Below are 24,912 nucleotides of genomic sequence, written 5' to 3'. Positions count from 1 at the left end.
ACCAGCGGCTTCGCGCGCGCCACGCGGCCGTCAATCCGCTTTCGGTGTCTTGCGCTGCATCAGTTCGCGCAGGCGCTGGCGGGTGTCGGCGCGGGTGATGGCGCCATCGTGGAAGAACACGCGGACGCCGTGGGCGGGCACGTCGGCGCGCAGTGCTTCCCCTACCTGCTGGCGATCGCCGGTAAACGCGTCGCGCCATTCGCCGGGTTGCAGGTAGTCGCCCACCTTCATCGTCGCCGGCCGGTCCGCCTTGTTCAGCAGCACCAGCGCGGTCTGGCGCTGGCCGCCGTGATCGTAGACACGGTAGAACACGGCCTCATCGCCCTTGAGCGTCACGTTCAACTGCAGGCCGCGTTGCAAGGCGATCGAATCGCGGCGCAGCGTGGCGATGCGTTTCAGCGCGGCATGGATGGCATGTGCCGGTGCGGCGTCGATGCGTTCCTGGCCGAAGTAGTTGCGGTTGCCCGCGTGTTCAGCGCGCCCGCGCATGAAGCCGGTTTCCGAGCCGTAGTAGATCACCGGGATGCCGCGCGCGGTGAACAGCCAGTTGTGCGCATCGATGAAACCGCTGTTGGCGGCGTTCATGCGCGCCATGTCGTGGTTGTCGTAGAAGGTCATCAGATCGTACGGGTTGGCGTACGGACCGTCCTCCAGGTACAGCGCCTTGCCCAGTTCGGCGAAATCGCTGCCAGGCTTTTCGAACACTTCCGTCAGCTTCGCCTTCAGCGGGAAGTCGAGCACGCTGTAGCCGCCGTTGCGACGCCAGGTATGCCCGGCGATGCTGGCGGCGTCGTAGTTGAAGTTCTCGCCGAACATGAAGAACCCGGGCCGTTTGGCGCGGATGCGGTCGGCGAACCGTTTCCAGAACCCGTGTGGCATCCAGGCGATGGTGTCGACCCGGAATGCGGCCGCGCCCTGATCGATCCACTGTTCGTAGGCGCCCACCAGATAGTCGAGCACGGCGGGATTGTCCTGGTCGAAGTCGGACAACTGGGCCAGGCCGCCACCGGTGTTGTAGAAGGCATGCAGCGGATTGCCGGCCGGATCCAGATCTTCCGGTCGCAGGTTCTGGTGATCGGCGACCAGCCGGCCGTCGCGGTCCCACAGCCTGCCGTACTGCGCCTGCGGCGTGGGCATGGTGTAGGACGGCGAGCCGTGGTTGGCGACGATGTCCAGCACCACGTCCAGTTGCTGATCTTTCATCGCGCGGGTAAAACCGGCGAAATCCAGGCCCGGGCTCGGAAGATGTTCATCCAGCCGATAGAAGTTGATGCCCCAGTAGCCGTGATAGCCGGTCTTGCCGCGATCGGTGAAGGCGCCGTTCCAGATCACCGCATCGCCGCCGGTGAACGCCTCGTCGGGATTGTCGACGATCGGCGTGACCCACACCGAAGTGAAGCCGAGGTCGCGGATGTAGCCGGCGTTGTCCAGCACGCCCTTGAAATCGCCACCCAGGTAGCCGACGTTGTCGGACTCGCCGGCCGGCGCGCCCGGTGTCGGCAGGTCGAAGCTGCGATGGGCGCCGCCCTGGTCGCGGTGATCGTTGCCGGGATCGCCGTTGACGAACCGGTCGGTCAGTACGAAGTACACCGCCTCGCGGGCGAAGGGTTCGGTGGTGCCGTGGAAATCGTCCGCGCGGACCGCACCGGAAAACGACAGGGCGGGCAGCAGCGTCGCCAGCAGCGCGCATGCGGGATGTCGCATCAATGCACCTGGGGAGAAAAGGAGGCGGAGTCCGCGGGAGCAGTGTGTTCCTGCACGCGCAGCAGCGACAGCGCCGCCAGCAGCAGGCTGGCGCCGCTGATCACCAGCGCGAAGATCGGCTGGTTGCCGAAGAACGCACGCAGCACCGGGCCCAGCAGGGTGGCCGCGACGATCTGCGGGATCACGATGAACATGTTGAAGATGCCCATGTAGATGCCCATCCGGTCCGCCGGCACGTGGCTGGACAGCAGCGCATAGGGCATCGACAGGATGCTGGCCCAGGCCACGCCGACCAGCGCGAAGGACAGGATCAGCCAGCCCGGCTGCGGCACGAACCACATCGACAGGAAGCCCAGGCCGCCCAGGACCAGCGAGCCGGCATGGACCGCCCTGCGGTTCAGCGGCAGGCGCGCGGCATACAGCGACAGCAGCAGCGCCACCAGCATCGACGACAGGCCGTAATAACCCATGTAGGAACCGACCAGGTCGGCCGCGTCCTGGAACGCGGCGTTGGCGCTCTGGAAGGCGGCGGCCTGCGCGGGGACGGCCATGTCGAACGCGGCCGGATCCGGTGCCGGTGCCTTGAACACATGCTCGGTCAGGCCGGGCGTGGCCATGCTCCACATCGCGAAGAAGGCCAGCCAGCTGAAGAACTGGACCGCGCCGAGGCGGCGCATCTGCGCCGGCATGTGGATCACGTGGTGCACGACTTCGGCGACCAGTCCTCCCTGGGCGTTTCGATTGGCCCGGAACCCTGCTTCGTCCTCAGGCGGATATTCCCGTGTGCTCAGTACCGTGACCAGGATGCTGGCGAGGAACACGAACGCGCCGATCGCGAAGGCGATCTTCACCGATGGCGGCACCACGCCCGGACCGGCCTCGTTGGGAACGCCCAGGTGGGCCACCAGCCACGGCAGGTTGCTGGCCAGCCAGGTGCCGATGCCGATGATCAGGGTCTGCAGGACGAAGCCGTAGGAGCGCTGGCTGTCCGGCAGCTTGTCGGCCACAAGCGCGCGGAACGGCTCCATGCTGACGTTGATCGAGGCATCCAGCACCCACAGCAGGCCCGCCGCCACCCACAGGGCAGGCGAGTGCGGCATGAACACCAGCGCGATCGAACTGAGGATCGCGCCGGCGAGGAAGTAGGGCCGGCGCCGGCCCAGCCGCGGATGCCAGGTGCGGTCGCTGAAGTAGCCGATCACCGGCTGCACCAGCAGGCCGGTCAGCGGCGCGGCGATCCAGAGCAGCGGCAGCGAATCCTTCTCCGCGCCCAGGGTCTGGAAGATGCGCGACATGAAACCGCCCTGCAGGGCAAATCCGAACTGGATGCCGAGGAAGCCGAACGACATGTTCCAGATCTGCCAGAAGGACAGGCGCGGCTTCGGGGTCATGCGGGATTCCTGTGCGGCAACGGTGGTCGCATCGCCGGCGGCGTGCGTTTCTGGTGCGGCGATTCTTGCAGCATCGCCCGCCGGTTCCATGCTGCACTGCAAACAGGAAATGGCGCTGGCGGAGACTTCCGGATGGCGCGACGCGTGCGCTAGGAAGTTGCAGGAAACAGCTTGTTTTCAGCGGCCTGGTGCGTATGAAAGAGCAGTCTTTCCGCGAGCGGGCTCGCCCGGTAGAGGTCCGCCGCGGTGCATCCATGCATACGTATTCATGCCGGTCCCGGCGCGTGCCGGCGCAACGCCGATGCGCGGACGTGGAATAGTGGCGCCCGTTGCGTGACCGGCCGGCACGCCGAAACCACGAGTTCCGGGGAAGCGATGGACAACAAGCATTGGTGGCGTGGCGCGGTGATCTACCAGATCTATCCACGCAGCTTCCTGGACACCGATGGCGACGGCGTGGGCGATCTGCCCGGCATCGTCGATCGGTTGGACTACATCGCCCGGCTGGGCGTGGACGCGATCTGGATTTCGCCGTTCTTCAAGTCGCCGATGGCCGATTTCGGCTACGACATCGCCGATTATCGCGACGTGGACCCGCTGTTCGGCACGCTGGCCGACTTCGATCGCCTGCTGGACAAGGCGCATTCGCTCGGCATCAAGGTGATGATCGACCAGGTGCTGAGCCACTGCTCGGCCGAGCACGCCTGGTTCAAGGAAAGCCGCGAGAGTCGCGACAATCCCAAGGCCGACTGGTATGTCTGGGCCGACCCGAAGGAAGACGGTACCGCCCCCAATAACTGGATGTCGCTGTTCGGCGGCGTGGCCTGGCGCTGGGAACCGCGCCGCGAGCAGTACTACCTGCACAACTTCCTGGCCGCGCAGCCGGATTTGAATTTCCACAATCCCGACGTGCGCGCCGCGACCCTGGACAACGTGAAGTTCTGGCTGGACAAGGGCGTGGACGGCCTGCGCCTGGATGCGATCAATTTCTGCTTCCACGATCGTCAACTGCGCGACAACCCACCCAAGCCCAAGGAGAAGCGGGTGGGGCGTGGTTTCAGCGCCGACAATCCCTACGCCTACCAGTATCACTACTACAACAATACCCAGCCGGAGAACGTCGCGTTCCTGGAGGAACTGCGCGCGCTGATGGACCGCTATCCGGACGTGGCCGCTCTGGGCGAGATTTCGTCGGAGGATTCGCTGGCGACAACCGCCGAGTACGTCAGCGAGCACAGGCTCCACATGGGCTACAGCTTCGAACTGTTGACCGACGACCACAGTGCCGGCTACATCCGCGGAACGGTCGAGCGGCTGGAAGCCGCGATGACCGAGGGCTGGCCCTGCTGGGCGGTGTCCAACCACGACGTGCAGCGGGCGGTGACGCGCTGGGGGCAGGGCGATGCCTCGCCCGGACTGGCGGCCCAACTGGTGGCGCTGGTGTGTTCGCTGCGCGGTTCGGTGTGCCTGTACCAGGGCGAGGAACTTGGACTGCCGGAAGCCGATGTGCCCTATGCGGATCTCCAGGACCCCTACGGCAAGACCTTCTGGCCGAATTTCAAGGGGCGCGATGGCTGCCGCACGCCGATGCCCTGGACCACGCAGGAAAGCGCCGGTTTCAGCGATGGCCGGCCGTGGTTGCCGATTCCCGCCGGGCATCGCGCGATCAGTGTCGCCGCGCAGGAAGCCGATCCGTCATCCGTGCTCAACCGGGTGCGCGCCTTCCTGGCGTGGCGCCGCGGGCAACCGGCGTTGACGGCCGGTTCCATCACCTTCCTGGATGCACCGGAACCGGTGCTCGCTTTCCGTCGCGACGGCGAAGGACAGTCGCTGCTGGCGGTGTTCAATCTGTCCGCGCAGCCCGTGCACTGGTCCTTGCCGGATGGTCTTGCGGTGCGGCCCATCGATGGACCGGGCGTGATCCCGGGCCAGCTGGCGCAGGGCCGGATCACGCTGCCCGCGCGCGGCGTGTTCTACGCGCGCATCGACTGACAAGGACAAATCCGATTTCCCCGCGAGATCCACGACGCCGCTCATTCAGGTGAGCGGCGTTCGCGCACGCATGCGTCGTTCCCGCGCCATCCCATGGAACCCCGGTTACACGCGTCGGAAAACGCGATGAATACGTATGCAGGCCGATTTGTGCGGGCTTTCCGGCCACTACCATTGCCGCACGTTCCGGTGCGATCACCGCGTCGGCGCGCCAGACCCGGACGATCGCCCGCGACGCATCCGGTTCATCGCATACAACGTCCTTGGAGAGGGGAACATGTTGCAACACAAGCGCAATCTGCTGAGCGCGGCGCTGGCTTCCGCCATCGCACTGGCCGCGACCGGCGTACAGGCCCAGACCACCACCGGCCAGGATCCGCAAGCCGAGGCCACCGAGCTCGATACGGTCACCGTCACCGGCATCCGCCGCGGCATCGAGGAAGCGATCTCGGTCAAGCGCGATTCCACCTCGATCGTCGAGGCGATCTCCGCCGAGGACATCGGCAAGCTGCCCGACATCAGCATCGCCGAGTCGCTGGCGCGCCTGCCCGGTCTGGCCGCGCAGCGTGTCGCCGGCCGTGCCCAGGTGATCAGCGTGCGCGGCCTGTCGCCAGACTTCTCCACCACGCTGCTCAACGGCCGCGAGATGGTCAGCACCGGCGACAACCGCAGCGTCGAGTTCGACCAGTATCCGTCCGAGTTGATGAGCGGCGTCACCGTCTACAAGACACCCGACGCGGGGCTGGTCGGGCAGGGCCTGTCCGGCACGCTGGACATGCAGACCGTGCGCCCGCTGAGTTTCGACGAGCCGGTCGGTGCGATCGGTTTCCGTGGCCAGCGCAACTCGCTGGGCAAGGCGGCGGACGCGTCGGCCTATGGCGAACGCATCAACGCCAGCTACATCACCCAGTCCAAGGATCGTCGCTTCGGTTTCGCGATTGGCTATTCGCACTCCAAGACCCCGATCCAGGAAAACCAGGTCGGCCTGTACGAGCCGTGGCAGGCGATTGGAGACAACTGGCGTCCGGGCGTGCCGGCCGGCACGTTCTATTCGGACGGCATCAAGGCGCTGCGCCGTACCGGCGAGACCAAGCGCGATGGCGTGATGGCGACCCTGCAGTTCCGCCCGTCCAATGCCTGGACCAGCACGCTGGACCTGTTCCACTCCGAGGCCGAACAGGTCAACACGGCGAACCAGTTCGAAGTGCATATCGGCGATTACAACGGCGGCTACGGGCGGTTGAACGTCACCAACCCGGTCATCAACGGCAACAATACCTTCACCGGTGGCACCGCCAACAACGTGTACCCGCTGGTCCGCGGCATGTACAACTACCGCGAGGACGAGATCAACGCGTTCGGCTGGAACAACGAATTCAACGTGGGGCAGGTTCGCCTGGTCGCGGATATCAGCTATTCCAAGACCAAGCGCGACGAGATCAATCTCGAGAACAACACCCAGTTGCTGCCGGCGCCGCAACTGGATTCGATCGCGCTGGCCTATCGCCAGAACAACTTCTCCCAGCTCAACCCGGGCCTGGATTATTCCAATCCCGAAACGCTGTTCCTGACCAACACCATCTATGGCTCCGGCTACGGCAAGACCCCGAAGGTCGAGGATGAACTGAAGGCCATCAAGCTGGCGGCATCGCTGCCGCTGCCCGAATCCTGGGGCTGGTTCTCCGATCTCGACGTGGGCGTGAACTACGCCGATCGCCACAAGTTCAAGCGCCAGCCCGAAGGCAACATCAACCTCGGTGCGCAGGGCGTCACCGCGATCGGTTCGGATCTACAGTACGGCCTGGTGGATCTGAACTTCGCCGGCGTCGGTTACATCCCGTCCTGGAACGTGCCGGCCGCGGTCGCGCGCTACATGGTGTTCAACCCGGTCGACAACCTGTCCTACCTGATTCCAAAGGCGTGGGACGTGGACGAGGAAATCTCCACCGCGTTCGTCCGCGCCAACATCGATACCGAATGGGGCGGGGTGCCGGTGCGCGGCAATATCGGCGTGCAGGTCCAGCACGTCGACCAGGCCTCGCAGGCGCGCTACTGGGACAGCACCCAGCCGGCCGGCAGCAACATCCAGCCGCTGGATGGCGGCAAGAGCTATACCGACGTGCTGCCCAGCCTGAACCTGGCGTTTTCCTTCCCGAACGAGCAGACCCTGCGCGTGGGCCTGGCCAAGCAGGTGGCGCGTCCGCGCGTGGACGAGCTGCGTTCCTCGCTGGAGTTCGGCGTCAACACCGCCACCGGCGAACCGGGCGCGAGCGGCGGCAATCCGAACCTGGATCCGTGGCGCGCCTACGCGTTCGATCTGTCCTACGAGAAGTACTTCGGCACCAAGGCGTATGTCTCGGCTGCGTTCTTCTACAAGGATCTGCGCACTTACATCTTCACCGAGAAGCGCTACGGCTACGACTTCACCGATTTCCTGGTGGACTACGTGCCCGGCCCGAACGAGCCGCCGCCCCAGACCACCGGTCCGTTCACCGCGCCGTACAACGGCACGGGCGGCACCCTGAAGGGCCTGGAACTGACCGCCTCGCTGCCGCTGGATCTGTTCAGCGACGCGCTGCAGGGCTTCGGCATCATCGCCAGCGCCGGCTTCAACGACAGCGACATCACCATCCCGCCGCCGCCGAACGCGCAGAGCAGCGTGGGCAGCCAGAACATCATGCTGCCGGGCCTGTCCAAGCGGGTGTACAACCTGACCGCGTACTACGAGCGCAATGGTTTCGAGGCGCGGGTCAGCCAGCGTCGCCGTTCCGACTTCATCGGCGAAATCGGCAACTTCGATGGTGACCGCTCGCTGCGCTACGTGGTCGGCGAGGACATCACCGACGCGCAGATCGCCTACAACTTCGGTGACGGCAGCGCGCTGTCCGGCCTGAGCATCCTGTTCCAGGTCAGCAACCTGACCAACTCGCCGTACCAGACCTACGCCGGCAGCAAGGACCGGCCGTTGGAATACATCGAGTGGGGCCGCACCTACCTGTTCGGTGTGAACTACCGGTTCTGATGCCGGCGCGCATCGAGGGAAATGGAGACTGCCGGCGCAAGCCGGCAGTTTCTTTTTGTGCGGTGCCGAAACGACCCGGTTTCATTGGGACAGGTGTGGTCAAATTTTCGCCAACCACCTTGACAGCCTTGCGGGGACTGGGCGCGCGCGGGTTATCCACATCTTTGTGCAGATTTCATCCACACCGGTTGTGGACAAGCGGAACGGCCGCGTCGTGAGCGGCAGGTCGGCAAGCGGCAGGCGCGAACACCGACGCGCGAACGAAGGGCGCAAAAAGAAAGGGCCAGGCTCGCGCCTGGCCCTTCCGATATTTTGGTGGAGAGGATGGGGATCGAACCCACGACCTCGTCATTGCGAACGACGCGCTCTCCCAGCTGAGCTACCCCCCCACGAGGGTGAGACAAGTCTAGCGCCTCGCGCTCCGGTTGCCAACCGGGAGGGGATTCAGCCCGGGTCGCGGGCGATTGCCGCCTGCAGCCGCATCTGGCTGTGGAACCGCGCCGCGTCGGGTGCCTCATCCGGCCGTGGTGGCGGCTTCGTCGCGCTCAAGCAGCGGTTCCAGCTCGGCCCGGCGCCAGCCGGACAGGGCGCCGGGCCATTGTCCGGATTCCAGCAGGACTTCCAGGTAGCGACGCGAGGCCAGCACGCCGTCGGGCAGGCCCAGTTCCGCGCTGCGGCGGGCCACCGCGTCCTGCAGCTTGCGCAGCGCGGCCTTGTCGCGATCGGTGGCGGCGCGGGCCAGCGGTGCTTCGGCTTCGTCCGCCAGCGGAGTGGACAAGCCCTCCCAGAGTGCGTCGGCCAGCTTGCGTGGCGCCTTGGGCTGGGCGTCCAGCCAGCGACCCAGCGCGGCGCGATCGGCCGGCGGCGTGCGTGCCAGCGCCACCGCCATTTCATTGTCAAGAATCCAACTGCGTGGCTTGTCGCTGCGACGGGCGGCGGCATCGCGCCAGCGCAGCAACCGCAGCAGGCGATGCTGGGCGGGCGCATCCAGGAACTGCGCGCTGCGCATGGCCAGGTGCGGCCAGCGATCGCCTTCTTCCTGGGTCGCGTTTTCAAGCAGGCGCCGGCTGTCCTCGACCAGCCAGTCGCTGCGTCCGCTTTCATGCAGCCGGGCGGCGAGGTCGTCGTGCAGCGCGAACAGGTAATGCACGTCGTCGGCGGCGTACTTGAGTTGCGATTCGCTGAGTGGACGGCGCAGCCAGTCCGACCGAGTTTCACCCTTGGCCAGGGCGACGCCGGTGATCTGTTCGACCAGCTTCTGGTAGCCGATGCCGGCGGCGACGCCGGCCAGGGCGGCGGCGATCTGGGTGTCGAACAGCGGTTGCGGCACGGCGCCGCAGGTGTAGCCCAGGGCGACCAGGTCCTCGCTGGCGCTGTGCATGACCTTGAGAATGCGGGTATCGCCGAGGATCGTCGCCAGCGCCTGCGGCATGCCGGGTTGCAGCGGATCGATCAGGAGGATTTCCTCGCCCACGGCCATCTGGACCAGCGCCAGCTGGGGCCAGAAGGTGCGCTCGCGGACGAACTCCGTGTCCAGGCCGATGCGGGCCGGGGGCGTGGCGAAGAACGCGGCGAGGGCGTCCGGGGTTTGAATCCAATGGGGCACGAAATCTCCGCTGAATGCATTGGTTGCCGAGTCGGGAGACAATAGCCTACCGTCGCGGGACGGATTTCGGTGAGTGTGGAGGGCGGTTTGCGCGCGTTTGGCCTGCTGGTGCTGACCGGTCTGGTGCTGTGCGGTTGCTCGCGCGAGCCCGCGGCGTCGCGCAATGCACGCGGCGATGCGGCCGATGTGCGCATGCCCCGGATTACCGTCACCGGTGACGACAGCGTCAACGCCGCCCTCAACTGGCAGCCTCCGGTGGTCCTGCTGGCGCAGGAGGGCGTCGCCGATGCGCGCAGGCGCGCGGCGCGGGCGCTGGAAGAAGGACGCCTGTATGCCGGTCCCGACGATGCGATTCCGCTCTACCTGGCCATCCGCCGGCTCGACCCGGAGGACGCCGTGGCCCGCAAGGGTCTGGACCAGGCCCTGGATCGCCTGCTCGAACGCGGCGAACGGGTGCTGAAAACCGCCGAGGACCGCGACGAGGACGCGCGCGAGGCGGCCCAGATCGCCGCCGTGGCGCGTGCCATCGATCCGGACGACGAGGCCGTGCTGGCCTATCTGTCGCGGGTGGATGAAGTCGAACAGTTGACCCGTCTCAACCTGGCCAGCGAGCGCGCGCTCAACGGCGGGCGGTTGGGCGAGCAGGGTGGCGGCGCGCTGGCGGGCTTTCGCGAAGTGCTGAAGTGGAAACCGGGCCAGGCACGTGCGCTGCAGGGCGTGGCGGCGGTGGAGAGCGCGCTGATCCGGCGCGCCGAGGATGCGGCGCTGGCCGGCGATTTCGACGGCGCGCGCAACTGGCTGGCGCATGCGGGCAAGGTTCGCGGCGGCGACGAGTCCGTGACGGTCGCCGACGCGCGCCAGCGGGTCGAAGCGATCCGCACGGTGCGCATCGCCGGGCTGCGCGAATCGGGCGTGCAGGATCTGCAGTCGCCGCTGGGCCTGAAGGCCGCGCGCGAAAAGCTCGCGGAAGTGCTGCGCATCGCACCGCCTGGCGATCCGGTCGCGGCCGATTTCCGCCAGCGGATCGAACTGGCTACCCACTACGGGCTCTTCCGTCCCGGCCAGGCCTTCACCGACGCGCTCGGCAACGGCGGCCGCGGGCCGGAAATGGTGATCGTGCCGCACGGTGCGTTCCGCATGGGCGCGGACGACAACGAACTGGGCTCCGCCGATGCGGAAAAACCGGCCCACTATGTCCGCTTCGACCGCGGTTTCGCGATGGCGCGCAATGCGGTGACGGTCGGCGAATTCCGTCGCTTCGTGCAGGCGACCAGTTATCGTCCGCGCGCGACCCGGCGCGGGCATTCCATCGTCTACGACGAGCGGAGCGGCAACTTCGTCCGCCGCAGCGGCGTGGACTGGCAATCCGACCATAGCGGGGCGCCAGCGCGCGAGGACATGCCGGTGCTGCACGTCAGCGTCTACGACGCCGAGGCCTACGCCGACTGGTTGACCCGCCAGACCGGGCATGGCTATCGCCTGCCCAGCGAGGCGGAGTTCGAGTACGCCCTGCGCGCGGGCGTGCAGGGCCGCTACCCCTGGGGCAACGGGGTGCCACCGGCCAAGGTGGAGAACCTGACCGGCGGCAACGACGCCTCGCCCAGCGGCCGCCATTGGAACAACGCCTTCGTCGGTTACGGCGACGGTTACTGGGGACCGGCGCCGGTGGGCAGCTTCCGGCCCAATGCCTGGGGGCTGCACGACATGGGCGGCAACACCAGCGAGTGGGTGGCCGATTGCTGGCACGCCAGCTACCGGCGGGCGCCGGCCGACGGCGCCGCCTGGTTCAATCCCGGTTGCCGTTCGCGGGTGGTGCGGGGCGGCTCTTGGGCCAGCGCGCCGGTGCAGGCACGGGCGGCATGGCGTTCCTCCTCGGATTCGGATATGACTAATGCGCGGGTGGGCTTCCGCGTGGTGCGTGGCATCTAGCCGGCAACTGGGAGAAGGCGATGAGGAACGATCCGTTCGGGCAGGGACAGTACGAACAGGGTGGCGCGCCCCGGCGGCGCGGCCTGTTCGGCAACGTGCGCTGGCTGATCCTGCTGGGGTTCGCGGGCTATGCCGCGTTCTACTGGTTCTCCAACCGCGTCGTGGACCCCTACACCGGCGAGAAGGTGCTGATCGACAGCTCGATCAGCGTGGAGGAGGAAAAGGCGCTGGGCCTGCAGGCCTACCAGGAAATCCTCTCGCAGGAACGCCCGGTCGATCCCGATTCGCAGATTGCCCAGCAGGTGCGCGCCATCGCGCAGCGCCTGATCGAAAAGATCCCCGAAGTCGAAGCGGCCATCGCCCAGGAGCGGGGCACCCAGGCCAGTGGCAACTGGCGCACCTTCGACTGGGATGTCAACGTCATCCAGTCAGACCAGGCCAATGCGTTCTGCCTGCCCGGCGGCAAGATGGCCGTCTACACCGGGCTGATCCCGGTCGCCAAGAATGCCGATGCGGTGGCGGTGGTGATGGGCCACGAGATCGCGCATGCCCTGTTGCGTCATGGCGCCCAGCGCATGTCCCAGCAGAAACTGACCCAGATCGGGCAGATGGCCGGCGCGATGAGCGGCATGGATCCGCAACAGCAGCAGATGGTGATGGCGGCGATGGGCTACGGCTACCTGTTGCCTTACGCGCGCACGCATGAAACCCAGGCCGACGAAGTCGGGCTGATGCTCGCCGCCGCGGCCTGCTTCAATCCGCAGGAAGCGGTGCCGCTGTGGGAGCGCATGAGCGAGGCCAGCGGTGGGCAGGCGCCGCCTGAGTTCTCCTCCACCCATCCCAACCCCGGCACCCGCATCCAGAACCTGACCGCGCTGATGCCCAAGGCGATGGAATACCGCAACCGGTACTGCAAAGAGGCGGCGGCGCAATGATCGCGCGCCGGTGGGCGGCGATGCTGCTGGCCGGCGGACTGGCGGTGTCGGCGCAGGCGGCGGTCAAGGACCAGGCCGCCAACGGCTTCACCGTCGAGAACAGCCAATGGGTGCCGGTGACGCCGGAAGCGGCATGGAAGGGATTGGCCGAGATCGGGCAGTGGTGGCCGAAGGATCACACCTGGTGGGGTGACGCCTCACGCCTGAGCCTGGAGCCGCGCGCCGGCGGCTGCTTCTGCGAAATCGACGGCCTGCGCCAGGCCCGGCACATGACGGTGGTGTTCGCCGAGGCAGGCAAGCTCCTGCGCCTGACCGGCGGTCTTGGACCGCTGCAGGGAATGGGATTGTCGGGGGCGATGGAATGGCGCCTGGCCGAGGAGAACGGCGGCACCCGTATCACGCAGTGGTATCGCGCCGGCGGTTACACGCCGGACGACCTGCGCACCCTGGCCCCGGTGGTGGACCGGGTGCAGGCACAGCAACTGGGTGGATTGGCGGAGTACCTGCGCAAGGGCGGGTAAACGCTCGCCGAGGAATCGGAACCGCGCGTAGAGCGGAGCTTGCTCCGCTGCTTTTGTGGGATGTTGCAACGTTGTCTGCCTTCGTTTCCCGCCTTCGACAGCTTGTGCTTCAGCGTCCGATACCGATGACGCATGAGACCAAAACCAAGGCAGCGGAGCAAGCTCCGCTCTACCTCAGAGCTTGCTGAAAACCGTCGCCGCCACCAGCAACCCGAATCCCGCCACCACCAGCCAGAACGCATGCGGCGCCAGCACCGGGATGTAGCCGAAACGCGCGGCGATGCCGCCGCTGCCGAGCAGCAGTGCGATGAGCCAGACGCCGAAAGTGGGAGGAGTGAGTTTCATCCGGTTTCCTTGGTTGTGCGATCGTGCAATGGAATGCGCAGCATAGCCGCGGCTCAGAAGCTCATGAAGAGGCCGCCGTTGACCGGCAGGTTGGCGCCGGCGATGTAGCCGGACGCATCGTCGGCCAGGAACGCCACGGCGCGGGCGATGTCCTCCGGCGCACCGATCCGGCCGACCGGGACCGAGGCGATGGTGCGCGACCGCACGTCCTCCGGCATCGCGCGGGTCATCGGCGTTTCGATGTAGCCGGGCGACACGCTGTTGACGGTGATGCCCTTGGCAGCGACTTCGCGCGCGAGCGACATGGTGAAGCCGTGCAGACCGGCCTTGGCCGCCGCGTAGTTGGTCTGGCCGAAGTTGCCGGTCTGGCCACTGACCGAGCTGATGTTGATGACCCGGCCGAAGCCGCGCGCCTGCATGCCATCGATGGCGTGGCGCGAGAGGTTGAACACGCTGCCCAGGTTGACGTCGATGACCGCTTCCCACTGCGACTCGTCCATCTTGCGCAGGGTGGAGTCGCGGGTGATGCCGGCGTTGTTGACCAGGATGTCCAGTCCGCCGTGCGCGTCCTGCACATCGCGCACGAACGCGCCGCAGGCGGAAAAGTCGCTGACATCCAACGGCATGAAATGGACGTCCAGTCCGGCGGTGGCGTCGGCGAAGGATGCCCGGCGCGCATCGTCGGCGGGCAGGTCGGCGGCGATGACGGTATGGCCGGCGCCGGCCAATTGCTTGCAGATGGCGGTGCCCAGACCGCCGATGCCGCCGGTGACGACCGCGACGCGTTTGCTCATGGAGGGGATCCTCGGAAATCGGATGGCATGAAAAAGCCCGCGCCACGGGGCGCGGGCTCGTTCACGGAAACGGGATTCAGCGGGCGCGGGTCTTCGGCGTCTCGCGCGGGGCTTCCTTCGGCTTGGCGGTGGCCGGACGGCCCAGGCCGCCGCCGCTGAGGTTGCGCTGGAATTCCTGCCACAGCTCCAGGTTGCGCTCGGTCAGCTGGTTCATCATGGTCCAGGGCGTCTGTCCCAGCAGGTTGCCCATCTGGCTGCGGAACTGCTGCTGCTGCTCCATGAAGATCTGCATGCTGCGCTCCAGGTAGTTGCCCATGAAGCCCTGCAGCGAATCGCCGTAGAAGCGGATGATCTGGCTCAGCAGCTGGGTGGACAGCACCGGTTCGCCATCCTGTTCCTGCTCGCTGATGATCTGCAGCAGGACGGTGCGGGTCAGGTCCTCGCCGCTCTTGGCGTCGCGGACCTCGAAGTCCTCGCCATCGACGATCAGCTGGCGGACGTCCTCGATGGTGATGTAACTGGAAATCTCGGTGTCGTAGAGACGGCGGTTCGGGTACTTCTTGATGATGCGGATCGCAGCCATGAAGCAATCACTCTAAAACGCAGTGCCGGGCAGCATGACGCAGCGCAGCAGCCCTTGCAACAGGCCGCAGGTCAGGGGTGCCCTGTTCAGGAACAACGCCGGGCAAAAAAATGCTGCGGGCCGGACCCGCAGCATTTTTGGATCGTGGTGGGCGCCGGGAACCGGTCACCAACCCATGTGGTGGCCGCCGTTGATGTCCAGGTTGGAACCGGTGATCCAGCCGGCCTCGTCGGCGACCAGGAACGCCACCGCATAGGCGATCTCGTCCGGGTTGCCCAGGCGGCCGGTCGGGATGTCCGCGGCGATCTTGGCGCGCACTTCCTCCGGCACCGCCATCACCATGTCGGTGGCGACGTAGCCCGGCGACACCGTGTTGACGGTGATGCCGAGCTTGGCGTTCTCGCGGGCCAGCGAAATGGTGAAGCCGTGCATGCCGGCCTTGGCGGCGGCGTAGTTGGCCTGTCCGTACTGGCCCTTGAGGCCGTTGATGGAACTGATCTGGATGATCCGGCCCCACTTGCGATCGCGCATGCCCTCGATCACCGGGCGGGTCATGTTGAACACCGAATTGAGGTTGGTGTTGATGACCTCGTTCCACTGCAGTGAACTCATGCGGTGGAAGGTGGTGTCGCGGGTGATGCCGGCGTTGTTGATCAGGATTTCCACCGGGCCGAGTTCGGCCTCGACCTTGCGCACGAGGGATTCGGCTTCCTCGGCGGAAGTGACGTCGCCGGGGAACAGCGTGACATCGTAGCCGTCGGCCTTCATCTGCTGCTGCCAGGCCTTGGCCTTTTCCTCGTTGCGGTAATTGGTGGCTACGCGATGGCCCATGCCGGCCAACTTCTTGCAGATGGCGGTTCCGATGCCGCCGGTGCCGCCGGTGACCAGCGCGACGCGAGAACTCATGTGGGGCTTCTCCTGTGGGGACCGCCCGCAAAAGGCGGTTGCTCCGGATTCTAGACAGCGTGCGCGTCAGGCGCGTTGTGCGGCGCAGCGAATGGGATGCGCGCCTGGCGGGGAAGGCGTTCCGGAACGAACTCATCGGCCGCCGTCCGCAGCAGTCCGGTCACCCCGCCACTGGCCGGCAGGCGATCCGCCGGCTGTCCGAGCGCGGCCCAGGCGACGCGCAGCGCGGGCAGGGGATCGGTGGCGTCGATCGGCAGCGCGGCCATCGATTTGGACAGCTTCTGGCCTTCCCCGTCCACGACCAGCGGCAAGTGCAGGTAGCGTGGCGTCGGCAAGCCCAGGGCACGCTGCAGATGGATCTGCCGGGGCGTGGAATCCAGCAGATCGGCGCCGCGCACGATGTCGGTGAAGCCCTGGGCGGCATCGTCCACCACCACCGCCAGTTGATAGGCCCAGTAACCGTCGGCCCGGCGCAGCACCACGTCGCCGGCTTCGGCATGGACATCCTGTTCGAAGTGTCCTTGCAGACCGTCCTCGAACCCGATCACGGTGCCGGTTCCGACCCGCAGCCGGACAGCCGGATGCGCGCGCGCTTCGGCCGCCACGCAGCGATGGTGGATGCCGCCGGCCGCGGCCAGCTCGCTGCGGCTGCAATGGCAGAAGAATGCCTGGCCCCGCTCCAGCAGTTCGTCCAGCGCGGCCTGGTACAGGACGCCGCGTTCGCTCTGCCGCACCACCGGGCCGTCGGAGACCAGGCCGAATGCGGCCAGCGTGGCCAATTGGAGATCGGCGGCACCGGCGACTTCGCGAGGCGGATCCAGATCCTCAACCCGCACCCACCATTCGCCGCCGGCATGGCGTGCCAGCAGCCAACTGCCCAGCGCGGCCAGCAGGGAGCCAAAGTGCAGCGGGCCGGTGGGCGAGGGCGCGAAGCGGCCCCGGTAGGGGCGCGCGGATTCAGGGCGTACGGACATGCGTGCGGTGCGTTTCCAAAGCTGAATCGTCGGTCAGGAACGTGCTTGAATTCAACCGCACACGGCCGCAGATTCGCTCAACATTTCACACCGAAAGCCTGCGGAGTCTCCCGTGTTCAGCCGTATCGCCCTGTTCCTCGCCACCAACCTGGCCGTGCTCGTCCTGGCGAGCGTCGTCATGTCGATACTCGGGGTCAATCCGAACCAGATGTCCGGGCTGCTGGTGATGGCCGCCATCTTCGGCTTCGGCGGATCGCTGATCTCGCTGCTGCTGTCCAAGACCATGGCCCTGCGCGCGACCGGCGCGCAGGTGATCGAGCAGCCGCGCAACGAGGCCGAGCAGTGGCTGCTGGCCACCGTGCAGCGCCAGGCCCAGGGCGCCGGCATCGGCATGCCGCAGGTGGCGATCTACGACGCGCCGGAAATCAATGCCTTCGCCACCGGCGCCAACCGCAACAACGCGCTGGTGGCGGTGTCCACCGGCCTGCTGCGGGCGATGAACCGCGACGAAGCCGAAGCCGTGCTCGGCCACGAGGTCAGCCACGTCGCCAACGGCGACATGGTGACGATGGCGTTGCTGCAAGGCGTGCTGAACACCTTCGTGATCGTGCTGGCGCGCGTGGTCGGCGGCATCGTCGACAGTTTCCTGTCGGGCAATCGCGAGGGCGAGGGCCGCGGTTTCGGGTACTACATCATCGTGATGGTGCTGGAAGTGGTGTTCGGCCTGTTCGCCACGATGATCGCGATGTGGTTCTCGCGCCGGCGCGAGTTCCGCGCCGACGCCGGCGGCGCCAACCTGGCCGGCCGCCACAAGATGATCGCCGCGCTGGAGCGCCTGAACGCGCAGCATGCGCAGAGCACGCTGCCGGCGCAGGTGGAGGCATTCGGCATCGCCGGCGGCATCGGCCAGGGCTTGAAGCGCCTGTTCCTGAGCCATCCGCCGCTGGAGGAGCGCATTGCCGCGCTGCGGGCGGCACAGGGCACGTTTGCCTGAGACGACGTCGCAGGAGCACGCGAAACCCGCCGCAAGGCGGGTTTCTTTTTTCCGTTCCGTAGAGCGGAGCTTGCTCCGCTGCCTTCGCTCTGGCTTTTGCTTTTGCGTCTCGCTTTCACGGGAAGCGGAAACCAAGGCAAGGGCAGCGGAGCAAGCTCCGCTCCACGACGGAAAGTCGGGCGCGGCGGGGAGGCCGGAAGCCCGCCCCATGTGTGAATCAAGAGAAGTCGTAGCTCATCTGCGGTCCCGGCGGCGCCAGGAACTCGCCTTCCACATAGTCCACCATCGAAGTGAACAGGAAGCTCATCGTGGCCGCGTCGGCGACGTGATCGGCAATGGTCAGGATGCCCTGTGACTGCGCGCGCTCGGCGATCTCGCGGATCTTCAACTGGTGTTCCGGGGTCTTCGCCAGGTCGGCGCTGAACACGCGATCGATCTTCAGGAACGCCGGCTGGAAATGGGCCAGCAACTGGAACGAGTCCAGGCCGGCGCCGAAATGCTCCAGGCCGACCTTGCAGCCCAGCTTCGACGCGCCGGACTGGAACGTCTGGGCCTGGCGCAGGTGGGTGAACACCTTGGCCTCGGAGGCTTCCAGCCACAGGCAGTCGCCGGGCACGTCGTGCGCCGCCAGCTGTTTGGCGATGAGTTGCAGCAGGCGTTCGTCACCGAACGAGGTGGGGCTGACCTTGACCAGCAGGCGGGTCAGGTAGCCCTTGCGGCGGCGTTCGCCCAGCACCTCGATGGCGCGGTTGACCACCCAGCGGTCGATCGCATCGAGCAGGCCGTGTTCCTCGGCGATCCCCATGAACACGGGCGGCATCACCGTTTCGCCGTTGGAATCCAGGCGCAGCAGCGCTTCGTAGAGTTCGCCGGCCTCGCCCTGCAGGCTGACCACCGGCTGGTAGTACAGCAGGAAATGATCGTTGGCCAGCGCGTCCTGCAGGCGCGCGATCCAGTTCTGCACCCGCTCTTCCTCGGCACGGTCGACCGCGCCGGGATCGAAGATCTCGATGCGGTTGCCCCCCAGGCTGGTCGCGGTCTGCAGGCTGTCGGTGGCGCGGGTGAGCACCAGGCCGACGCTGGCGATCTTCTCGCCGATCTGGACGCCGCCGATGCTGGCGGTGACCGCGGTGGAGCGATCGCCGGCGTTGAACACGTGCGAGGCGAAGGCCGCGCGCAGGGTCTCGGCCAAGGCCGACGTCTGCGCATGATTGCCCTTGAGCAGCACCGCGAAGGTGCGCTCGCCGAAGCGGGCAGCGGTGGTGCGGCTGTCCAGCTTCTCGGCCAGGCGTTGCGCCATCGCCGCGATCAGGGCGTCGGCCGAGTCGATGCCGATGTCCTGCAGCAGGCGCTGGTAGTGGTCCGGCTCCAGCAGCAGCAGCGAATAATGCTCGCCGCGCGCGACCTGGCTGACCGCTTCCTCCAGCGCCTGCAGGAAGGTCGGGCGGTTGAACAGGCCGGTGACCACGTCGCGCTGGCGCAGATCCTCGACCTCGCGCGCCAGCTCCGGATCGAATTCCTCGCGGCGGCGGAACACCACCTGCACGCAGGGTTCGCCCTCGTAGGTGGCGGTGGCGAACTCGAGCGTGGCGGGGAACTGGTCGCCGTCCAGGCTGCGCGCCTCCAGCTCGAAGCGCGGCGGCGGCGGCTCGCCCTTGCTCAGGTTCTTGAGCAGTTGCTTGAAATCGTTGACGTACTGCGGCGCCACCAGATCCAGCAGCGACAGGCCCTCGACCTCGTCGAAGGACTCGAAGCCGAGCATTTCCAGGTACGCCTCGTTGGCGCGGATGTGCATGCCTTCGTGGATGTAGGCGATCGGGTCGCGCGAGGAGGAAATGAGCGCGTCGCAGCGGCGCTCGATTTCGCGCAATTGCACGTCCAGCCGGCGGACCGCGCGGCGCGTCTCCAGGTCCGACCATTCGCTGCGCAGGACGTGCAGCAGGTGTTCGGGACGGCCGCGCAGCACCATGCCGCGTGCTCCGCCGGACTGATCGCTCAGCCAGTCGGCTTCGCTGATGCCGTCGGCCAGCACGATGACGGGGATGTCCTTGCCGCTGGCATCGACCGTGGACAGGACCCCGGCCAGCGGAATTCCCCGGGCCGAACGGGCGGCCAGCACCAGATCCATGGGTTGCGCGGCCACCATCTGCGCCAGTTCGTCGGCGTCCAGCGGGCGCAGCGGCCGCACGGCGATGCCTCCATTCCGCAACGTACTGACAATCGCCTCGGCGTCCTCGCCGCTGTCATCGACGATCATCAAACGGAGGGTGGAGTCTTTGCCGATCTGCATGCAGCGGTTCCGCCTTGGGAGCGCGTTTAATACACGAAGGGGCCGGAAGCGTCCAATGCGGGCGTCGCAAAAAGGCGGGACGGGCGCTCCATCGCGGCCGGCTCAGAGCGGCCGCTTGCCGGTGTCGCCCGGGATCTCGCGGACCAGCCGCGGCACCAGGTAGCCGGACAGGCGGGCGCGCAGGCCGGCGTGCAGGGCCAGGGCCTGTTCGTCGGGAACCTCGAAATGGGCCACGCCCGCGACCCGGTCCAACTGGTGCAGGTAATAGGGCAGGACGCCGGCGGCGAAACTGCGCTCGCCCAGGGCGGCCAGCGCGTCCACGCTGTCGTTGACCCCGCGCAACAGCACGGCCTGGTTGAGCAGTTGCGCGCCGGCCCCGCGCAGGCGGCCCAGGGCGGCGTCGACGCCGGCATCGAACTCGTTGGCGTGGTTGGCGTGGATGACGAACGCGACCGGCCAGGGCAGCCCCGCCAGCCAGCGGACCAGGCCGTCGTCGACCCGTTCCGGCAGCACCACCGGCAGGCGGCTGTGGATGCGCAGGCGGCGAAGATGCGGGATACCGGCGAGCGCGTCGGTCAGTTCGACCAGCTTGGGCGTGGCCAGCGACAGCGGGTCGCCACCGGAGAGCAGGACCTCCTCGATGCCCTCATCGGCGCGGATGGCGTCCACGGCCTCGCGCCAGCCGTCGCGGGCGGCGGTTTCCTCGGCATAGGGGAAATGCCGGCGGAAGCAGTAGCGGCAGTGCACCGCGCAGCTGCCGGTGGCGACCAGCAGGGCACGGCCCCGGTACTTCTGCAGGACCCCGGTGGCGGTCCGGGCGGCCGCATCGCCGACCGCGTCCAGGCCGAAGCCCGGCACCGGCCGCATTTCCTCGTCCAGTGGCAGCACCTGGCGCAGCAGCGGGTCGTTCGCGTCGCCCGGCACCATGCGGGCGACGAAGCCGCGCGGCACCCGCAGCGGGAACTGGGCGGCGGCGCCTTCCGACAGGCGGCCGGCCAGGCCTTCCAGTCCCAGCATCGCCAGCAGCTCATGCGGGTCGCGCACGGCGTCGCGCCAGGCTTCCTGCCAGCGGGCGCGGGGCAGGGGGGCGGGCTGCATGGGGAGGGGGGCTGCGGTTATCATGTGCGGGTCTGAAAACAAAACGCCCGCCGGTCCCGGCGGGTTCCCCATTCTATCCGGCCAGCCGCCTCCCGCGGCGGGTTTGTCTTACCCCAAGGAGTACCCCATGGCCAGTTACGGCATGAACGACGTCAAGAACGGGATGAAGATCCTGGTCAACAACGAACCGTCCATCATCACCGACACCGAATACGTCAAGCCGGGCAAGGGCCAGGCCTTCACCCGCGTGAAGTACCGCCAGATCCGCACCGGCCGCGTGCAGGAAATCACCATGAAGAGCACGGACTCGGTCGAGGCCGCCGACGTGGTGGATACCGACATGCAGTACCTGTATTCGGATGGCGAGTACTGGCACTTCATGCAGCAGGAAACCTTCGAGCAGGTCCAGGCCGACAAGGCCGGCATGGCCGGCGCCGAGAAGTGGCTGAAGGGCGAGGAAGAGTGCGTGGTGACCCTGTTCAACGGCACCCCGATCCAGGTCACCCCGCCGAACTTCGTCGAGCTGAAGATCGTCGAGACCGATCCGGGCGTCCGTGGCGACACCTCCGGCGGCGGCGGCAAGCCGGCGACCCTGGAGACCGGCGCGGTCGTGCGCGTGCCGCTGTTCGTCGGCCAGGAAGAAATCATCAAGGTCGACACCCGCACCGGCGACTACGTCAGCCGCGTGAAGTGACGCGACGGCGCGCCCGCACGCGGGCGCGCCTGCCGTTGCGCCATTCCGGCGAAGGCCGGGCTCCATTTTGCTTGCGGTTGCTTTTGCGTTTGAAAGCCAGAAGCACAGGCAACATCAAGATGGAACCCGGTTTCCGCCGGGACGACGAGAGATTCCCGGTGGCGGCGAGGTGAGCGCACCGATGCGAGCCGAGCCTCCTCCGACCGGAAGCACCGACGCCGTGAATCGCTGGCCTGATTCCGGCTCCCCGCGGAACCACGGATACGAGGACGCATGACCCACGACACCCGCCCCGAAGCTTGCGATCTCCTCATTGAGGCCGGTTTCGTCATCCCGGTGGTGCCACATGGGGTGGTGCTGGAAGACCATGCGGTGGCGGTGAAGGGCGGCGACATCCTCGCCATCCTGCCAATTGCCGACGCGCGCCAACGCTTCGTGCCGGAGCGGGTGGTGTCGCGACCGGATGCGGCGCTGCTGCCCGGTCTGGTCAACGCGCATACCCACAATCCGATGACGCTGCTGCGCGGCATCGCCGATGATCTGCCGCTCATGGAGTGGCTGCAGAAGCACATCTGGCCGGTGGAAGCGGCGGTGATCGGCCCGGAATTCGTCGCCGACGGTACCACCCTGGCGATCGCCGAGATGCTGCGCGGCGGCACCACCTGTGCCAACGAAAACTACTTCTTCCCCGATGTGCAGGCCGCGGTCTACAAGCGCCACGGCTTCCGCGCGCGGGTCGGCCTGCCGGTGATCGATTTCCCGACCGCCTGGGCCAAGACCAGCGACGAATATTTCGACCGCGCGGGCGAGGTCCATGATCAATGGCGCGGCGATTCGCTGGTCGACACCGCGTTCGCGCCGCACGCACCGTATACGGTCAGCGACGCCAACTTCGAGCGCGTGCGCATGCTCTCGGACCAGCTCGACGTGCCGGTGCACCTGCACACCCACGAGACCGCGCAGGAAATCGCCGATTCGCTGAAGCAGTATGGCCAGCGTCCGCTGGCGCGCCTGGATCGCCTGGGCCTGGTCAACGACCGCCTGATCGCGGTGCACATGACCCAGCTGACCGAGGCCGAGATCCACCTGTGCGCCGAGCGTGGCGTGTCGGTGGTGCATTGCCCGGAATCCAACCTCAAGCTGGCTTCCGGTTTCTGCCCGGCCTGCGCGTTGCAACGCGCGGGCGTCAACCTGGCCATCGGCACCGACGGCTGCGCCAGCAACAACGACCTGGACATGTTCAGCGAGACCCGCACCGCGGCGCAGCTGGCCAAGGCGGTGGCGAACGACGCCACCGCGCTGGACGCCGCGACCGCGCTGCATGCGGCCACTCTCGGCGGCGCGCGCGCGCTGGGCTACGGCGATCGCATCGGTTCGATCGAACCGGGCAAGCAGGCCGACCTGATCTGCGTGGATCTGGGCGCGCTGGAAACCCAGCCGCTGCACCACGTCGTTTCCCAGCTCATCTACGCGACCGGCCGCCACCAGGTCAGCGACGTCTGGATCGCCGGCCAGCCGCGGCTGGTGCAGCGCGAACTGGTCGACATGGACACGGCCGGCCTGATCGCCAACGCGCGCCAATGGCGCGAGCGTATCCGCACGCTGCATGGCGGATGATGTCCGTTCCCCACCGATTCCCCTGCCGTGTGTCCGCACGCCGCGGCCACCGGCTCCTGCCGAGGTGACCCCATGACCTCCACCGCTTCATCCGCGCCCTCCGGCGACAACTTCGATCAGGCCGAACTGGACAAGTTCGGTGCGCTCGCCAATCGCTGGTGGGACGAGCAGGGTCCGCAGAAGGCGCTGCACGCGCTCAATCCGGTGCGCCTGGACTACGTGCGCCAGCGTGCGTCGCTGGCCGGCGCGCAGGCGCTGGACGTCGGCTGCGGCGGCGGCCTGCTCAGCGAAGCGCTGGCGAAGGCCGGCGCGCACGTCACCGGGATCGACCTGGCGCCGGAACTGATCAAGGTGGCGCGCCTGCACAAGCTCGAGTCCGGGGTGCAGGTCGACTACCAGCTGCGTCCGGTCGAATCGCTGGCCGAGGAGCGTCCCGGCAGCTTCGACGTGGTCACCTGCATGGAAATGCTGGAGCACGTGCCGGATCCGGCGGCGATCATCGAGGCGTGCGCGCGCCTGCTGAAACCCGGCGGCCGGCTGTTCCTGTCCACCCTCAACCGCACCCCGGCCGCGTTCGCCCTGGCCATCGTGGGCGCCGAATACGTCGCCCGCCTGCTGCCCACCGGCACCCATCACTACCAGGACTTCATCAAGCCGTCCGAACTGGCCGCCTGGCTGCGCCGGTCCGACCTGCAGCTGGAGGACGTCAGCGGCCTGGCCTACGAGCCGTGGCGGCAGCGCGCGCGGTTGGCGCGCCGTACCGACGTCAATTACCTGGCCTGCGCGGTGAAGGCGGCATGAGCCGGATGGATGGCGACGCCCCCAAGATCGGCGCCGGATTCCCGGCGGTGGCCCTGTTCGATCTCGACGGCACGCTGCTGGACAGCGCGCCGGATTTCGTCGCCACCGCCAACCGCATGCTCGCCGCGCGCGGCCGCGCGCCGGTGACCTTGGCCGACCTGCGTCCGCACGTGTCCAAGGGATCGCGGGCGATGGTGGGCGCGGCGTTCCCGGATCTGGACGTCGCCGCGCGCGACGCGCTGGTGCCGGAATTCCTGGTGGTCTACCAGGAGGAACTGGGCCGCCACAGCCATCCTTTCGAAGGCGTGGAAGCGATGCTGGCCGCGCTGGAAGCCGCCGGCACACGCTGGGGCATCGTCACCAACAAGCCCGAGTACCTCGCCCGCGACGTGCTGCCGGCCGAAGGCTGGCAGGAACGCTGCGCGGTGCTGATCGGCGGCGATACCCTGGCCGAGCGCAAGCCGCATCCGCTGCCGTTGCAGGTGGCCGCCGAGCGGCTGGGCGTGGCTTGCGGCGACTGTGTCTACGTTGGCGACGACGAACGCGACATCGTCGCGGCGCGCGCGGCCGGCATGCCGTCGATCGCGGCGCTGTGGGGCTACCGTCTCGATGGCGATGATCCCGAAAGCTGGCAGGCCGAACGGATGTGCGACCAGCCCGCCGAACTGCTCGACCCGGACGCCTGGCCGACCGCGGTCGGCGCCTGAGCCATCTTC

Annotated in this window: 20 protein-coding genes and 1 tRNA gene; 10 read left to right on the top strand and 11 right to left on the bottom strand. The window is 67.4% G+C overall.

The genetic code is table 11. From position 1 onward, the window contains the following. Positions 1 to 30: 30 nt before the first annotated feature. On the bottom strand, positions 31 to 1,704 hold the full coding sequence (locus tag FHW78_RS02750; RefSeq protein WP_183637401.1) for an alpha-amylase family glycosyl hydrolase: 1,674 nt from the start codon (positions 1,702 to 1,704) through the stop codon (positions 31 to 33). Continuing rightward, positions 1,704 to 3,095, bottom strand: coding sequence for an MFS transporter (locus FHW78_RS02745; RefSeq protein ID WP_183637397.1), 1,392 nt, complete (start codon positions 3,093 to 3,095; stop codon positions 1,704 to 1,706). Before FHW78_RS02745 ends, FHW78_RS02750 begins: the two co-directional genes overlap by 1 nt. 375 nt (positions 3,096 to 3,470) lie before the next feature. On the opposite strand from FHW78_RS02745, the gene FHW78_RS02740 reads away from it, so the two are divergent. Then, entirely contained in the window at positions 3,471 to 5,087 is a 1,617-nt protein-coding gene (locus FHW78_RS02740; RefSeq protein WP_183637394.1) for an alpha-glucosidase family protein, read from the top strand. 277 nt (positions 5,088 to 5,364) lie between these two features. Then, a complete protein-coding gene (locus tag FHW78_RS02735) occupies positions 5,365 to 8,109 on the top strand; it encodes a TonB-dependent receptor (protein WP_183637391.1) in 2,745 nt (914 codons plus the stop codon). A 313-nt stretch (positions 8,110 to 8,422) separates the two neighbouring features. Here the strand turns inward: FHW78_RS02735 and FHW78_RS02730 are convergent. Both FHW78_RS02730 and rnd read right to left on the bottom strand, forming a co-directional pair. Further along, a tRNA-Ala gene (locus FHW78_RS02730) sits at positions 8,423 to 8,498 on the bottom strand. A gap of 125 nt (positions 8,499 to 8,623) precedes the next feature. Next, complete coding sequence (gene rnd, locus FHW78_RS02725; RefSeq protein WP_183637387.1) at positions 8,624 to 9,715, bottom strand: ribonuclease D; 1,092 nt, start codon at positions 9,713 to 9,715, stop codon at positions 8,624 to 8,626. A 192-nt stretch (positions 9,716 to 9,907) separates the two neighbouring features. Between rnd and FHW78_RS02720 the strand changes: the two genes are divergently transcribed. From FHW78_RS02720 to FHW78_RS02710, 3 genes are read left to right on the top strand one after another with little or no spacing between them, the layout of a single operon-like run. Further along, on the top strand, positions 9,908 to 11,644 hold the full coding sequence (locus FHW78_RS02720) for a formylglycine-generating enzyme family protein (RefSeq protein ID WP_183641095.1): 1,737 nt from the start codon (positions 9,908 to 9,910) through the stop codon (positions 11,642 to 11,644). 20 nt (positions 11,645 to 11,664) lie between these two features. Further along, the gene (locus tag FHW78_RS02715) at positions 11,665 to 12,579 is read left to right on the top strand and encodes a M48 family metallopeptidase (RefSeq protein WP_183637384.1); all 915 of its coding nucleotides are present in this window, start codon (positions 11,665 to 11,667) and stop codon (positions 12,577 to 12,579) included. Then, a complete protein-coding gene (locus tag FHW78_RS02710) occupies positions 12,576 to 13,100 on the top strand; it encodes an SRPBCC family protein (protein WP_183637381.1) in 525 nt (174 codons plus the stop codon). Before FHW78_RS02715 ends, FHW78_RS02710 begins: the two co-directional genes overlap by 4 nt. 174 nt (positions 13,101 to 13,274) lie before the next feature. Here FHW78_RS02710 and FHW78_RS02705 read toward each other — a convergent pair whose 3' ends face one another. The 5 genes from FHW78_RS02705 to gluQRS form a co-directional block, all read right to left on the bottom strand. Continuing rightward, positions 13,275 to 13,445, bottom strand: coding sequence for a hypothetical protein (locus FHW78_RS02705; protein WP_183637378.1), 171 nt, complete (start codon positions 13,443 to 13,445; stop codon positions 13,275 to 13,277). A gap of 53 nt (positions 13,446 to 13,498) precedes the next feature. After that, positions 13,499 to 14,239, bottom strand: coding sequence for an acetoacetyl-CoA reductase (gene phbB, locus FHW78_RS02700; RefSeq protein WP_183637376.1), 741 nt, complete (start codon positions 14,237 to 14,239; stop codon positions 13,499 to 13,501). Positions 14,240 to 14,315: 76 nt separating this feature from the next. Further along, on the bottom strand, positions 14,316 to 14,822 hold the full coding sequence (phaR, locus tag FHW78_RS02695) for a polyhydroxyalkanoate synthesis repressor PhaR (RefSeq protein WP_141452414.1): 507 nt from the start codon (positions 14,820 to 14,822) through the stop codon (positions 14,316 to 14,318). Between the two features lie 165 nt (positions 14,823 to 14,987). After that, entirely contained in the window at positions 14,988 to 15,728 is a 741-nt protein-coding gene (locus FHW78_RS02690; protein WP_183637374.1) for a beta-ketoacyl-ACP reductase, read from the bottom strand. 50 nt (positions 15,729 to 15,778) lie between these two features. Further along, positions 15,779 to 16,702: a tRNA glutamyl-Q(34) synthetase GluQRS gene (gene gluQRS, locus FHW78_RS02685; protein WP_183637372.1), complete on the bottom strand. Its 924-nt coding sequence runs from the start codon at positions 16,700 to 16,702 to the stop codon at positions 15,779 to 15,781. 112 nt (positions 16,703 to 16,814) lie between these two features. Between gluQRS and htpX the strand changes: the two genes are divergently transcribed. Then, the gene (gene htpX / locus FHW78_RS02680; RefSeq protein WP_183637370.1) at positions 16,815 to 17,696 is read left to right on the top strand and encodes a protease HtpX; all 882 of its coding nucleotides are present in this window, start codon (positions 16,815 to 16,817) and stop codon (positions 17,694 to 17,696) included. A 217-nt stretch (positions 17,697 to 17,913) separates the two neighbouring features. On the opposite strand, the gene FHW78_RS02675 is transcribed toward htpX, so the two are convergent. Together FHW78_RS02675 and epmB are read right to left on the bottom strand one after the other, a co-directional pair. Continuing rightward, positions 17,914 to 19,986, bottom strand: a complete 2,073-nt coding sequence (locus FHW78_RS02675; RefSeq protein WP_183637368.1) for an EAL domain-containing protein — start codon at positions 19,984 to 19,986, stop codon at positions 17,914 to 17,916. Positions 19,987 to 20,088: 102 nt separating this feature from the next. After that, the gene (gene epmB, locus FHW78_RS02670) at positions 20,089 to 21,108 is read right to left on the bottom strand and encodes an EF-P beta-lysylation protein EpmB (RefSeq protein WP_183637366.1); all 1,020 of its coding nucleotides are present in this window, start codon (positions 21,106 to 21,108) and stop codon (positions 20,089 to 20,091) included. 103 nt (positions 21,109 to 21,211) lie between these two features. Between epmB and efp the strand changes: the two genes are divergently transcribed. From efp to FHW78_RS02650, 4 genes are all read left to right on the top strand, one after another. Further along, entirely contained in the window at positions 21,212 to 21,778 is a 567-nt protein-coding gene (gene efp / locus FHW78_RS02665; protein ID WP_183637364.1) for an elongation factor P, read from the top strand. Between the two features lie 273 nt (positions 21,779 to 22,051). Beyond that, positions 22,052 to 23,395 (top strand): TRZ/ATZ family hydrolase, encoded by a 1,344-nt coding sequence (locus FHW78_RS02660; RefSeq protein ID WP_183637361.1) that lies wholly within the window; start codon positions 22,052 to 22,054, stop codon positions 23,393 to 23,395. Between the two features lie 72 nt (positions 23,396 to 23,467). Beyond that, complete coding sequence (ubiG, locus tag FHW78_RS02655; protein WP_183637358.1) at positions 23,468 to 24,196, top strand: bifunctional 2-polyprenyl-6-hydroxyphenol methylase/3-demethylubiquinol 3-O-methyltransferase UbiG; 729 nt, start codon at positions 23,468 to 23,470, stop codon at positions 24,194 to 24,196. 5 nt (positions 24,197 to 24,201) lie between these two features. Further along, positions 24,202 to 24,903, top strand: a complete 702-nt coding sequence (locus FHW78_RS02650; protein WP_183641093.1) for a phosphoglycolate phosphatase — start codon at positions 24,202 to 24,204, stop codon at positions 24,901 to 24,903. The last annotated feature ends 9 nt before the right edge of the window (positions 24,904 to 24,912 follow it).

The sequence above is a fragment of the Pseudoxanthomonas sp. OG2 genome (assembly GCF_014192765.1).
GTDB classification, from domain to species: domain Bacteria; phylum Pseudomonadota; class Gammaproteobacteria; order Xanthomonadales; family Xanthomonadaceae; genus Pseudoxanthomonas_A; species Pseudoxanthomonas_A beigongshangi.
Note: the sequence above shows the minus strand (reverse complement) of the source record. Positions and strands in the feature narration are given on the sequence as shown.